Below are 13,800 nucleotides of genomic sequence, written 5' to 3'. Positions count from 1 at the left end.
TGTAATCGCTGTTGCTTGTGTTCGTTGGCTTTAAGGGGGAAAGGCCTACGGATGCATCCGCTACCGGTCGACGACCGCCTGACGGAACTGCTTGTAGGCGGCGGGTGCCGGTCTGCTTCGGCTAGCGCCGATCAGATCCATTGTCCTCTTCAGAAACGGCACTGGTCGTCGCATGAGTGATCCTCTCGGCGGCGTGGGTCGCAATTGGCACTTTAACGATAGCCGACCGAGTGACTGCGCACTATCGCCTCGCCGACATCGGTTGTTCCGGACAAGCGCGCGGGTCTGTTTTCCAGCGACAGACTTGCCGGCGACACCAAGGGTCGCGGCAAGACAGGTGTCGTGGCGGAGCGCGTGCATGATGAGGTATTGGCTGGCCGCCGCCTCGACAGCATCTTGCGAGCACGTGGAAGGATCTTCATGCCGACCGCCCGACCGATGCCCACCGAAGAGGGTATTCTGGAGTTTCTGGAGATTTGCGAAGGCTTTTATCCGCCGGACGCGGTCGAAGCATCGATCCAGCAGCAACGGCAATGGTACGATGCGCTCTGCGCGCGGTTTGACCACCTTCTGCCGCAGGGGCTGGTCTATGCCGATGGCATGGTGCTGCGTATACCGATCCGCCGGTATCGGCCGCGGACAATCACGACATCAACCGTTCTCCTTTATCTTCACGGCGGCGGCTTCGTTGTCGGCTCGCTCGAAAGCCATCACTCGATCTGTGCTGAAATCGCAGATTTTGCTGGCGCCGAACTCGTTTCCGTCGATTACCGACTGGCACCCGAATACCGCTGGCCGGCGCAGAGCGAGGATTGCTTCCTCGTGTTGAAACACCTTCTGTCGTCTACCGGCGCCAAGGTCGTCCTGATCGGTGACAGCGCAGGCGCCAATCTCGCGGCGGGGCTGGCCGTACGGGCTTTGCAAGAGGATCTGCCCGGCGTCGCCGGCCAGGTGCTGATCTACCCCGCGCTGGGTGGCGACCTGCAAACGGGTTCCTATGTCGAGATGGCGAATGCGCCGGGCCTGACCACGGCCGACGTCGCTTATTACCGTGACGTCGTAGAAGCTCCGCCGCGTGACCCGGTGGCCGAGCCGCTTCACGCAGCCTCGATCAACGGACTTGCGCCCGCCTTCATCACCGTTGCTCACTTCGATCCCCTGAGAGATGACGGCCGCACCTATGCTGCCCGGCTTGCGGCCGCAGGCATCGAGGTCTGGTTTCGGGAGGAGCCGCAGATGGTGCACGCCTGGTTGCGTGCCCGTCACATGAGTGAGGGCGCCCGGGAGGGATTCCGGGCGGTGCGCGAGGCAGTACGGCTATTTGCCTCGCGCTGAGGACTACATCAGGTCGCGGGCTATCTGCTTTTCGCCAAAGTCCTTCTCGAAGACTTTTAAACCACCTTCATAGGCAGTGACGGTGGCCGCGATGATCCAGTGTGTTGCCGTGCAGCCGATCGAGGCGGTGGCGACCGTGGTGACGGCCCAGCCGGGGCGCTGCATGTCGCAGGTCCAGGTGGACCGCCCCGTCATCGAGCGCGTGTCGTCTGATGCAATCGACCAAATCTCGTCTCGCAGCTGGCGCGTGCTGAGCCCGGTGTCGGGATGCTCGAAGAGGCCGGTATCCTCGCGAATAGCGTATTCGGTCCGGTTGGCTGACAGTTCGCGCGTGACCCGCCTTCTCGTCTCTCCCGGCGCATGCTCGATATATTTCGGCAGCGGATCGGGATTTTCCGGTTCCTTCACGGCAAAAAGCTGATGGTCGCCCAGAAGCGGCAGGGCGAACTCGACCGAAGCGGTGTCGATGACAAGTCCCGGATCGGTTGGCGGTGGCAGGATCATTGGCCAATAGGCCGTCGAAAGCGAAAGGCGGATGCGGTGACTCGTACGAAACCGATAGCCGAAGACATCCAGAAGCAGCCGCACTGTCGTCTGTTTCCCGCGCTCCATGGGCTCCGGTTCGGCATTGCCATTGCGATGGGCAAGATTGAGGACACCGAATGCAACACGCGTTGCCGTACCGTCAGGATGCACGTCCACAAGCCGTGCGCAGATATTGGCGTTTTCGCCCTCGCAACGCAGCGCAAGAGTGAGGACGGGTCGGCCAAGATAGTCCTGATCGTCAGAAAGCGGTGCGGTTTCGAAAACCAGCGAGCCGGCATCATCCCCACGTTGATCCATCGCCATTTCGGCATCCGGTTTCAGCGTGAAATATTCCCCGGAGGCGGTTCCGGTATCGAGCGGCGAACGCAGATAGACGTCATTCGACAATGCCTGCGGGTCCGCCACACCTTCCTCGAGCCTGCCTGACGGTCCGACGTRCAGCGAATGCATCCTGGGTGCATGCCATGCATCCTTCGCGATCCAAAAACCTGGGTCGGCATCGCGGCGTAGTGCAGGCCGTACGGCATCGAGGACATAGGCGCGAAGCTGCGGCGTCTTCTCCGCACCGTTCTCCTCGCCGCGAAGCCAGCGGTTCCACCAGGCGATCGCCTCGCCGTGGAAGTCCGCGCGCGGCTTCGGCCAGGCGAAATGCGGATACTTGTGCACCCAAGGGCCAATCAACGCTTTCGCATCGGTCCCCAACCCCTCGATCGCCATCAATGGCGTATTGCGATAGCCGTCGGCCCAACCGGCAATCACAAGTGCCGGGATCCGGACACTCGAAAAATCTTCGCAAATCGAACCGTGCTGCCAGAAAGCGTCGCGCCGCTGGTGGGTGAGCCACTCCTCCATGAAGAAGGGCTCCTCCCTGAGGCGTTCCAGCCAAATGTCCTTCCAGCGATCGCCGACGACGGCAGGATCTGGCGGGCGGGACTGGTAGCCGAGCATGGTCGCGGCCCAGGAGAGTTGCGCAGAAAGGTGACAGCCGTTCTTGTAATGGATGTCGTCATTATAGCGGTCGACGGTCGAGGCGATCGAAATGACGGCCTTCAGAGCCGGGGGACGAAGCGCTGCGACCTGCAGGCTGTTGAAACCGCCCCAGGAAATGCCCATCATGCCGACCGACCCGTTGCACCACGGCTGGGCGGCGATCCAGGCGATCAGTTCGCAGGCATTGGCAAGCTCAAGCTCGGTATATTCGCCGTCGATCACCCCCTCGGATTCGCCCGAGCCGCGGATATCGACGCGCACTCCGGCAATACCTGCGGCGGCAAAGACCGGATAGGTCGATTCATCGCGCAGGCTCGTGCCATCGCGCTTGCGATAAGGCAAGAATTCGAAGACGGCCGGCACCGGATCGGCGTCTGCTCCATCCGGCATCCAGATGCGCGCGGCAAGGCGCGTTCCGTCCTCAAGTGTGATCCACTGGTTCTCGATCGTCGTGAAGGAGCGTTGGCTCATGGTTCTCCCCGGAAGCAATTGTTCGGGCAGCCAACTGGGATTGGCCGCCTGAATGGTTCAGTTTCCGGCACTTTCCATCCGGCGGGTGGCGAGCACCTTTTCCAGCCAACCGATCTCCATTTCGGGAACGGATTTCAACAGCAGGTCGGTATAGTCGTCGAAGGGCGGCGAGAGCGCCTTCGCCTTCGGGCCGAAGCGCACGAGCCTGCCGCGATGCATCACAGCGACACTATCTGCAATGGCGCGCACGATGGCGATGTCGTGGGTGATGAAGACATAGGAGAGCTTTTCCTCCTCCTGCAGGCGCAGCAGCAGCTTCAGGATACCTTCGGCCACCAGCGGGTCGAGCGCTGAGGTCGGCTCGTCGCAGAGGATGAGCTCGGGTCTCGCGGCAAGGGCGCGTGCGATCGCCACGCGTTGCTTCTGCCCGCCGGAAAGTTCGGCTGGGTAGCGGTTCATGAAGCCGTTTCCCATCTCGATCTGGTCGAGCAGTTCCTTCACCCGGGCAGTCTTCCTGGTGCCGCGCAGGCCGTAGTAGAAGGTCAGCGGCCGGCCGATGATGTCGCGCACGGTCTGGCGCGGGTTCATCGCCGTGTCGGCCATCTGATAGATGAGCTGGATGCGGCGCAGGTCGTCGCGTGGCCGATGCCGGACTTCAGGCGTCAGTGGTTTTCCGGCAAAGGATATCGTACCGGCGGTCGGTGCCAAGAGCCCGGTGATGGCGCGGGCAAGCGTCGACTTTCCCGAGCCAGATTCGCCGACGATTGCCAGCGTCTGTCCCTTTGGGACATGCAGGCTGATATCGTTTAGCACCCTGAAGCCATTGGAATATTCCGCGCTGACGTTTTCGACCTTCAACAGTGTGTCGGACTGGTCAATCGCCTCCTGTCGCAGCGTTTGCCGGACATTGACGAGGGCGCGCGTATAATCCTCCCGCGGTTCTTCGATGATCTGCTTGACGCTGCCATATTCCACGGTTCTGCCGTGCCGCAGCACCATGATGTCATCGGAGATCTGGGCGACGACAGCCAGATCATGGGTGATGTAGAGAGCAGCGGTATGGGTCTCTTCGATCGCATGCTTGATCGCCGCCAGCACGTCGATCTGGGTGGTGACGTCAAGCGCCGTGGTTGGCTCGTCGAAGACGATCAGTTCGGGATTGGAGCAGAGCGCCATCGCCGTCATGGCCCGCTGCAGCTGGCCGCCCGAGACCTGGTGGGGGAAGCGTTCGCCGAAGCTTTCGGGATGGGGAAGGCCAAGCACCTGAAACAAGTAGAGCGCCCGTTTCTTCGCCTCCTGCTTATTCATCAGCCCGTGCTTGACCGAGGCCTCGATCACCTGGTCGCCGAGCCGGTGGGCGGGATTGAAGGCGGCCGCGGCCGACTGTGCGACGTAGCAGACGCGGGCGCCACGGATCTGCCGGATGCCGCCCCTGCCGAGGGTGAGTATATCGCTGCCATCAAGCAGCACCTGGCCACCGGTAATCTCCGCACCGCCGCGACCATAGGCAAGTGCGGAGAGCCCGATCGTAGACTTTCCGGCGCCGGATTCGCCGATGAGGCCGAGCACCCGGCCTTTCTGCACATCAAAGGAAACGCCGTCGACGATAGTCACACGCTTCGGCGCTTCGCCCGGTGGATAGCTGGTGGCTTCGATCTTGAGATTGCGGATGGAAAGAAGATCAGGCATCGCCGCGCCCTCCCTTGAGGCTCGAGGTTCGTTTCAAAAGCCAGTCGACAACCAGGTTGACACAGACGGCAAGCACGGCGATCGCCGTCCCCGGCACGAGGGCGGCCGAAATGCCGAAGATGATGCCGTCCTTATTGTCCTTGACCATGCCGCCCCAGTCGGCCGAAGGCGGCTGGATGCCGAGACCGAGGAAGGACAATGTCGACAGGAACAGGATCGAGAAGGCAAAACGCAGGCCGAACTCGGCAAGCAGCGGCGTCATGGTATTCGGCAGAATCTCCCGGAAGATGATCCAGAGCTTTCCTTCGCCGCGCAGCTTGGCCGCCTCGACGAATTCCATGACCGCGACATCGAGCGCCACGGCACGGCCGAGACGATAGACACGGGTGGAATCGAGGATAGCCATGACGAGGATCAGCACGATGATGTTCTGTGGCAGGACAGCAAGTACCACGAGCGCGAAGATCAGCGTCGGGATCGACATCATCAAGTCGTTGAAACGGKAGAAGATCATGTCGATCATCCCGCGCGAGACGGCTGCCGTGAAGCTCAAGATGACGCCGAGCGAGAAGGAGATGATCGTGGCGGTGAGTGCCACGAAGAGTGTTGTGCGCGCCCCGTAGATCAGCCGAGAGAGGATGTCACGGCCGAGATTGTCGAGGCCGAAGATATATTGCGCGTCCGGCATCTGCCAGACACTGCCGACGACCTCGGTCTCGCCGTGGGGAGCGATGAAGGGCGCAAAGAGCGCGAAGATGAAAGCGACTGCGATGCCGATCATGCCGATCCAGGCGGTGATGGGGATGTCTCTCAATCTCATCGGGGATGCCTCAGCCTGGGATTGGCGATGATGGCGAGGATGTCAGCCAGCATGTTGAGGAAAATGTAGACGGCAGCAAAGATCAGGCCGCAGGCCTGCACCACCGGCATGTCGCGCACGGTGACGGCATCGACCATGTACTGACCCATACCCGGGTAGACGAAGACCACCTCGACCACGACCACACCCACCACAAGATAGGCAAGGTTCAGCGCCACGACGTTGATGATCGGTGCAAGTGCGTTCGGCGCGGCATGCTTGACGATCGAGCGGAATGCAGAAAGCCCCTTCAGTTCTGCCGTTTCCATATAGGCCGACGACATGACGGAGAGAATTGCAGCGCGTGTCATGCGCATCATGTGGGCAAGCACGACGAGCACGAGGGTCGCCGTCGGCAGGGCGATGGCCTTCAGCCGGTCGACGAAGCCCATGCTCTCGTAGACGGTGGCGGGAAAGGTGGCGACGCCGAATTTCACGGCGAAAAACATGATGAGCAGGTAGCCGATGAAGAATTCCGGCAACGAGATCGCCGCAAGCGAAATGATGTTGATGATCTTGTCCGGCAGGCGGTTTCGGAAGTGTACCGAGACCATGCCGAGACCGACGGCAAGCGGAACGGAGATCAGCGCGGCAAATCCCGCAAGGAAGAGCGAGTTGCCGAGCCGCTTGCCTATCTGCTCGCTGACGGAATTCTTGCTGGCCCAGGAGGTGCTGAAATCCCCCTTTACGGCATTTCCGAGCCATTCGACGTAGCGTGTCGTCACCGGCCGATCGAGCCCGAGATCTTTGCGGATATTGGCAACCGCTTGCGGCGTTGCCGACTGGCCGAGATAGGTGGTGGCGAAATCGCCAGGAAGAGCTTCCAGGCCGCCGAAGATAAGGATGGAGACGGCAAAGAGCAGGATGATGCTGAGCACGAAGCGCTCGAGAATGAGGGCAAGCAGTGGAAAACGCTGCCGGAACCTAAGGCCGGGCAGGATATTGCCTGGGATCGGATTGGACATGATGAAGGCCTCGCGCTGAAACGTCAGGAGGACCGCGGGGGGTATCCCACGGTCCTGGCTTCSGTGGAGATCGGAGGGCAGACGCCCTTCGTCAGGCCTCCAGCCAGACGCGTGTCGCGACGTATCCATTCGACATGTCGTTGCCGATGTCGTGGACATAGCCTTTCACCTGTTTGGTGGAGGCGTTCACGAAGTCGTTGAACATCGGCAGGATGACACCGCCCTCGTCGCGGACCATCATCGCCATGGCGCGATAGAGCTCCTTGCGCTTGGCTTCGTCGAGTTCGGAACGGGCCTGAAGCAGCAACTTGTCGAAATCCGGACGCTTGAAGCGGGTGTCGTTCCAGTCGGCCGTCGAAAGGTAGGCGGTGGAATACATCTGGTCCTGCGTCGGACGCCCGCCCCAGTAGGAAGTGGAGAAGGGCTGGACGTTCCAGACGTTCGACCAGTAGCCGTCGCCGGGCTCGCGCTTGACCTCTATCTCGATGCCGGCTTTCTTGCAGCTTTCCTGATAGAGGACGGCAGCATCGACGCCACCCGGGAAGGCGACTTCCGATGTGCGCAGCAGAACCGAGCCGCTATGGCCCGATTTCTTGTAGTGGAAGGCCGCCTTGTCCGGATCATAGGCGCGCTGTTCGATACCCTCGGGAAACAGCGCGTAGGTGCTGTTGATCGGGAAGTCGTTGCCGACCTTGCCGTAACCGCCGAGGATCTTCTGCACCATGGTTTCACGGTCCATGGCGTATTTGAGCGCGAGGCGCAGGTCGTTATTGTCGAACGGTGCCTTGTCGCAATGCATGATGAAGACGTAGTGGCCACGCCCGGCAGTCGAAAGGATTTCGACAGTCGGAGCGCGCTTCAGCAGATCGACAGTCTTCGGATCGACGCGGTTGATGTAGTGCACCTGGCCGGACGAAAGTGCGGCGATGCGCGCCGTGGCATCGTTCATCCCGATGATTTCGACGGAATCGACATAGCCACGATCGGTGCGCCAGTCGTCGGCGTTTTTCTCGAAGGTGGCGCGCACGCCCGCCTCGAAGCTCGTCAGTTTGTAGGGGCCGGTGCCGATCGAGGCGAGCGGATCGTCCGCACCGCCGTTCGGCTGGATGACCAGATGATAGTCGGTCAAAAGCAGCGGCATGTCGGCATTGCCTTCAGACAGCGTCAGAACAAGGTCGGCGCCGTCCGCCTTGATTTCCTTGATCGAGCCGAGAACGCCGAGCGCGCCGGATTCCGATGCCTTGTCAGTATGACGCTTGAGGGTCGCGACCACATCATCGATCGTCAGTTCCTTGCCATTGTGGAACTTGACGCCCTTGCGGATCTTGAAGGTCCAGATCGCCGCATCCTTCGACGGCTCCCAGGATTCGGCAAGCGCCGGCACCGCGGCACCCGTCAGCGGGTCGGATTCAACCAGCATGTCGCCCCAGCAGCGACCGACGCAGAACATGAACTGTGACAGGAATTTCGCCGGATCCTTGGAGTCGGTTGCAGCTCCGCCCTCCAGGCCAAGCTTCAGATGACCGCCGCGCTTCGGTTCGGCGGCTTCGGCACTTTCGGTAAAGAGCTTGTCGGCAACAGCAAGCGTCAGGCCGGCTGCCATGGCACGTCCCAGGAATTCGCGGCGGCTGAGGCCGCCGGCGGTCACCCGGCTTGAGAGATATTTCGTGTAGTCGTTCATTCCCCTTCTCCTTCTTATGGTGCGTTGACTTCGATTTTGGGCATGATCCACGCGCGGTTTCCTCTTCCGTTCGTGGTGCCCGTACGCTTGCGGGAAGACGATGCGGTTGCCGCCGCCTTGTTAGCGTCCTTTCCAGTTAGGGCTTCGTTTCTCGGCGAAAGCCCGTGCGCCTTCCAATTGGTCCTCGCTCGAATAGAGACTGTCGACCGTTGCAAACTGCCGTTTGGTGATTTTGTTCATGGCAGTCTGGAAGGTCGAGCCCTCCGATTCACGCACGATTTCCTTGATTGCCGCATAGACGAGCGGCGGTCCGCTTTCGAGCAGGCGGGCAAGATCCCAGGCCCGCTCCATCAGCTTGTCCGTTGGCAGGATTTCGTTGACGAAACCCCAGCGATGCGCCTCCTGGACGTCAAGCCAGCGGCCGGTCAAAAGCATGTCCATGGCGATATGATAGGGAATGCGCTTCGGCAGCTTCACCGAAGCGGCGTCGGCAACCGTGCCGGAGCGGATTTCCGGAAGGGCGAAGGTCGTATGCTCGGCTGCTAGGATCAGGTCGGCCGAGAGCGCGATCTCCAGCCCGCCGCCGCAACAGATGCCGTTGACAGCACAGATGATCGGCTTGTTGAGATCGCGCAGTTCCTGCAGCCCGCCGAAACCGCCGACACCATAATCGCCGTCGACCGCGTCGCCTGCAGCGGCTGCCTTCAGGTCCCATCCGGCACAGAAGAATTTCTCGCCCGCGCCGGAGATGATCGCCACGCGCAGCGTAGGGTCGTCGCGGAAATCACGGAATATCAGTCCCATGGCGCGGCTGGTGGCAAGGTCGATGGCATTTGCCTTCGGCCGATCGATGATGACTTCCAGCACTGCGCCAACCTGTCGGGTGCGAATGGGGTCGCTCAACCTATGCTACCTCCTTCGCCGGATCAGGGCATCGACTGCGRCAACGCCGCGACTTTCGGGAAGAACCAACAATGGATTAATGTCCAGTTCCTCCAGCCGTGCCGCATTCATTACGACATAATCTGCCGCCCGTGCGACAGCCGTTACGGTCGCCTCGAGGTCGCCTCTCGGGCGTCCACGATAGCCATCGATCAGTTTTGCGATCTTCAGGCGTGCAATTGCCTCGGAAATCTCCGCTCTCGTCGTCGGCAACGGCAAAATGACGGAATCCTCCAGCAATTCGACAAAAATCCCGCCGGCGCCAAGCGTCAGTGATAATCCGAAGACCGGGTCTCGGGAGGCGCCGACAATCAGCTCGGCGACGGGTTGGTCAACCATCTGCTCGACCAGAAAACGGCTTGTCGCGGCCATCGCCGATGCGGCATCCGATACGGCCTTTGCATCCTTCAGGTTGAGTGCGACTGCGCCAGCCTCTGTCTTGTGGGCGATGCCCAGAGCTTTCAGGACGACGGGGAAACCGATCCGCTCAGCGCAGTCTGCCGCCTGAAGGGGCGAGCTTGCAATCAGGCCTTTGGGTATCCGAAGGCCGGCGAGGTTGAGTTCGGCCTTGGCATCGGCCTCCGTCAGCGTTTCGATTGCGCCTTCAACGGATGACACATCGAGAAGCGGCAGAGGAGGTGGTTTGCGCCAAGCACGGCCGATACCGGCTGCGACTTCCGCAGCAATCAGGGCTTCATCGATGCCGCAGAAGGGAACGACGCCTTCGGCGATCAGGCGGCTGGCAACGGCTTCCGGCATGGTCTCGGGTAGGGTCGCCAGGATCCCGGCGAGCGCACCTGTCGCAGAGGCGGCGGCAATGACGGCATCCGCCGTCGTCACCCAGTCGGCTGTACTGCACCGGTCGGTGCGGGGAAAATCGAGCACGACGAGATTAAGGGCGTAGCTGCCCTCGAACATGGCAGTGAAAGCCTCTTTCTGGCGCGCAAGATCACCCCACACAAACGTGTGGTAGTCGAGCGGATTGGAGAGTGTCACCATATCGCCAAGTATGCGTCTCAGACGCGGCAATTGCTCGGGTTCGAGGTCCCGGAACGTGACGGCGCGCCCGATTGCGGCATCCGCCATCAACGAGGCCTCGCCACCCGAACAGCTCATCGAGGAGATTGAAGGGCCTGGCAGCGGGCCGGCGACATGCAGGAGCTTGAGTGTTTCAAGCAGCGCCGGCAGCGTTTCGACGCGACCCAGGCCTAGGCGGGCAAGCACCGCATCGGCCAGTGCATCGCCACCGGCAAGCGATGCGGTGTGGGAGAGCGTTGCCTGCCTTGCCTGTTCGGACTTGCCGACTTTCAGCACGACGACAGGCTTTCGCGTCAGGCGGGCGGTAGTGGCGAGCCGTTCGAGCGCTGCTGGATCTCCAAAGCCTTCGATATGCAGGCCAAGCGCCGTCACGCGGGGGTCGGAAAGCAGGCCACAGGCGACGTCGGACAGCGAAGTTTGCGCCTGGTTGCCTGCCGTTACGACATAGGCGATCGGCAGACCACGTGTCTGCATGGTCAGGTTGAGCGCTATATTCGACGATTGGGTCAGGATCGCCACGCCGCGATCGACACGCGCCATGCCGTGCTGGTCGGGCCAGAGCAGCGCGCCGTCGAGGCCGTTGATGAAGCCGTAGCAGTTCGGCCCAAGGATCGGCATATCGCCTGCAGCGGCAATCAGCGCCTTTTGCAGGTCGGCGCCATCGGCAAGTTCCGCCACGGCCTCGCTGAAGCCCGAGGCATAACAGACTGCGCCGCCGGCGCCAGCCGCCGACAGRCTGCGGACGATCTCGATGGTCAATGTTCTGTTGACGCCGACGAAGGCCGCGTCTGGCGGAGAGGGCAGTTCGGAAACGTTCTTGTAACAGCGCCGTCCGAGGACCTCGTCGAGCGTCGGATGAACGGGCCAGATCTCACCCGCAAACCCCATCCGGTCGCACTGTTCGATCACCCGGCGCGCCTCACGGCCACCGAAGACGGCGATCGTTTGTGGTCTGAACAGGCGCTCGAGCGGGCGGGACGTCATCGGCTACGCTCCCAGAGGCCGCAGGAGATCGCGGCTGATGATATGCCGCTGGATCTCCGATGTGCCGTCCCAGATGCGCTCGACACGTGCATCACGCCAGAAGCGGGCGAGCGGCAGGTCGTCCATCAGGCCCATGCCGCCATAGATCTGGATCGTCTCATCCGTGACGCGGGCAAGCATTTCAGAGGCGTAGAGCTTGGCCGACGCGATTTCGCGATCGGAGGACAGGCCGGCATCCAGGCGCCATGCCGCCGAAAGCGTCAGCCAGTCGGCTGCGTCGATCTCCGTGATCATGTCGGCAAGCTTGAAGGAGACGCCCTGGTTGGCGCCGATCGGCCTGCCGAACTGCTTGCGCTCGGCGGCATAGGACAAAGCCATGTCGAAGACGCGGCGCGCCCGGCCGACGCAGGTGGCGGCGACCGTCAGCCGCGTGCCATAGAGCCACTGGTTGGCAAGCTCGAAACCGCGATGGAGTTCGCCAAGCACCTGGGACTGCGGAATACGGCAGTCGGCAAAGCTCAGGGTACAATTTTGATAGCCGCGGTGGGAGACAGAATCATAGCCTTTGAGAATTTCGAAGCCCGGCGTGCCGCGGTCGACCAGAAATGCGGTGATCTTCTTCTTAAGGCCCTTTGGCGTTTCCTCCTCGCCGGTTGCGGCAAAGACGATGATGAAATCGGCGGCATCGGCATGCGAAATGAAATGCTTGGTGCCATTGAGCACGAAATCGCTGCCGTTGCTGCGAGCGGTGCATTTCATGCCGCGCATGTCGGAGCCGGCATCGGGCTCGGTGATCGCCAACGCGTCGATCTTCTCGCCGCGGACGGCAGGCAGGARATAGCGTTCGCGCTGCTCCTTATTGCAGGCCATCAGGATGCCAGAGGGACGGCCGAAAAAGACCGTCAGCGCCATTGAGCCGCGGCCAAGCTCACGCTCGACCAGCGTGAAGGTGACATGGTCGAGGCCGGCGCCGCCAGCCTCTTCGGGGAAATTGCAGGCATAGAAACCGAGATCGATGCACTTGCGCCGGATCTCAACGGCGAGATCCGGCGGGACGATGCCGGTGCGCTCGACTTCGTTTTCATACGGATAGATTTCGGTTTCGACGAAGCCGCGGACCGTCTCGACGATCATTTCCTGTTCTTCGCTGAGGCCGAAATCCATGCTGATCTCCTTACCGTTTCGGACCGACATGGCGGCCGGCGCCTTCCGGGGGAGGCAGCGTTGAGTGAGCCGCCGCAATAGCATTCGCCTTGTCGAGCACGTGTGATGGCGCTGGGGTCGCCTTGCCGGCGCCGGTATCGACATGCAGCAGCATCTGCTCGGCAGAGGCGAGCACGGCGCCGCTCTCGGTGTCGCAGATCGTGTGGAAGAGGTGCAGCCGCTTCTCATCGACTGCGAGGATCTGGCATGTCGAATGGATGGCCTGCCCGAGCTTTGCCTCGCCGAGATGGCGGATATGGGTCTCGACCGTATAGTAGCTCTGCCCGGCCTCGACATAGGCAAGATCGACCCCGATCAGGCGCAAGAGCGCGTCGGAGGTGTCGCCAAAGACCTGCAGGTAGCGATGCTCCGTCATATGGCCATTATAGTCGACCCAGGCGGGGCTTACCTTCGTCTCGACGAGCTTCAGGGGCTCTGTAGGATCGGCAGCAGTGGTTTTCCCGCCGCCTGCGGCCCAGAGGGCACGTTCGAAATCCTTCAGCAACTCGCCAGCGCCCCAACCCTTGCCGTCGTTTCCAGCCTTCAGCGCCTGCAGGATGCCGACGAGGTTTTCGTCGCGGATGCGCTCCAGTGCGCGGATTGAAAGGCCGGCAGCCTGTTCGTCGGACTGTTTTCCGATCTTCTCGATCAGCGCTTCGTCGAGATCGACGACGTCGGTAAGCTTCGTCCAAGGCCAGGCAAGGCATGGCCCGAACTGGGCGAGGAAATGGCGCATGCCMGCCTCGCCGCCGGCGATGCGRTAGGTCTGGAACAGGCCCATCTGCGCCCAGCGCAGTCCGAAGGAATAGCGGATGACGTCGTCGAGCGTCTCGACGGTGCAGATATCGTCATGGATGAGCCAGAGCGCTTCGCGCCAGAGCGCCTCCAGCAGCCGGTCGCCGACGAAGGCTTCGATCTCCTTTGCGATGTGGACCCCCTTCATGCCGATCGGAGCCAGGCGCTCCATCGCTGCCTCGATGGTCGCTTTCGAKGTCTTCTCGCCGCCGACGATCTCCACCAGCGGCAGCAGATAGACGGGATTATAGGGATGGGCGACGAAGAGGCGTTCGGGATGCTTCATGTCGCGCTGCAGGTCG

General features: G+C 61.7%; 10 protein-coding genes. 1 reads left to right on the top strand and 9 read right to left on the bottom strand.

Features of this window, described 5'->3' with window-relative positions; genetic code table 11:
- The first annotated feature begins 420 nt into the window (after positions 1 to 420).
- On the top strand, positions 421 to 1,335 hold the full coding sequence (locus AC1DNW_RS18630; RefSeq protein WP_477853998.1) for an alpha/beta hydrolase: 915 nt from the start codon (positions 421 to 423) through the stop codon (positions 1,333 to 1,335).
- A 3-nt stretch (positions 1,336 to 1,338) separates the two neighbouring features.
- Here AC1DNW_RS18630 and AC1DNW_RS18625 read toward each other — a convergent pair whose 3' ends face one another.
- The 9 genes from AC1DNW_RS18625 to AC1DNW_RS18585 form a co-directional block, all read right to left on the bottom strand.
- A complete protein-coding gene (locus AC1DNW_RS18625) occupies positions 1,339 to 3,342 on the bottom strand; it encodes a CocE/NonD family hydrolase (protein ID WP_477853997.1) in 2,004 nt (667 codons plus the stop codon).
- Between the two features lie 57 nt (positions 3,343 to 3,399).
- Complete coding sequence (locus AC1DNW_RS18620) at positions 3,400 to 5,031, bottom strand: ABC transporter ATP-binding protein (RefSeq protein WP_477853996.1); 1,632 nt, start codon at positions 5,029 to 5,031, stop codon at positions 3,400 to 3,402.
- Positions 5,024 to 5,851, bottom strand: coding sequence for an ABC transporter permease (locus AC1DNW_RS18615; protein WP_477853995.1), 828 nt, complete (start codon positions 5,849 to 5,851; stop codon positions 5,024 to 5,026). The genes AC1DNW_RS18620 and AC1DNW_RS18615 overlap by 8 nt, the downstream gene beginning before the upstream one ends.
- Positions 5,848 to 6,855, bottom strand: a complete 1,008-nt coding sequence (locus tag AC1DNW_RS18610) for an ABC transporter permease (RefSeq protein WP_477853994.1) — start codon at positions 6,853 to 6,855, stop codon at positions 5,848 to 5,850. The genes AC1DNW_RS18615 and AC1DNW_RS18610 overlap by 4 nt, the downstream gene beginning before the upstream one ends.
- Positions 6,856 to 6,946: 91 nt before the next feature.
- Positions 6,947 to 8,536 carry an ABC transporter substrate-binding protein gene (locus tag AC1DNW_RS18605; protein ID WP_477853993.1) on the bottom strand — a complete coding sequence of 530 codons (1,590 nt, stop codon included), beginning with the start codon at positions 8,534 to 8,536 and terminating at the stop codon, positions 6,947 to 6,949.
- Between the two features lie 120 nt (positions 8,537 to 8,656).
- Positions 8,657 to 9,439 (bottom strand): carnitinyl-CoA dehydratase, encoded by a 783-nt coding sequence (locus AC1DNW_RS18600; RefSeq protein WP_477853992.1) that lies wholly within the window; start codon positions 9,437 to 9,439, stop codon positions 8,657 to 8,659.
- A gap of 6 nt (positions 9,440 to 9,445) precedes the next feature.
- Entirely contained in the window at positions 9,446 to 11,500 is a 2,055-nt protein-coding gene (locus AC1DNW_RS18595) for an acetate--CoA ligase family protein (RefSeq protein WP_477853991.1), read from the bottom strand.
- A gap of 3 nt (positions 11,501 to 11,503) precedes the next feature.
- Positions 11,504 to 12,664 carry an acyl-CoA dehydrogenase family protein gene (locus AC1DNW_RS18590; protein ID WP_477853990.1) on the bottom strand — a complete coding sequence of 387 codons (1,161 nt, stop codon included), beginning with the start codon at positions 12,662 to 12,664 and terminating at the stop codon, positions 11,504 to 11,506.
- A 10-nt stretch (positions 12,665 to 12,674) separates the two neighbouring features.
- On the bottom strand, positions 12,675 to 13,800 hold a 1,126-nt coding region (locus AC1DNW_RS18585; RefSeq protein WP_477853989.1), incomplete at its 5' end, for a carnitine 3-dehydrogenase.

The organism is Rhizobium sp. 05L429, assembly GCF_056397645.1.
The sequence above is the reverse complement of the archived record's forward strand: the minus strand, read 5'-3'. Positions and strand labels throughout refer to the sequence as shown.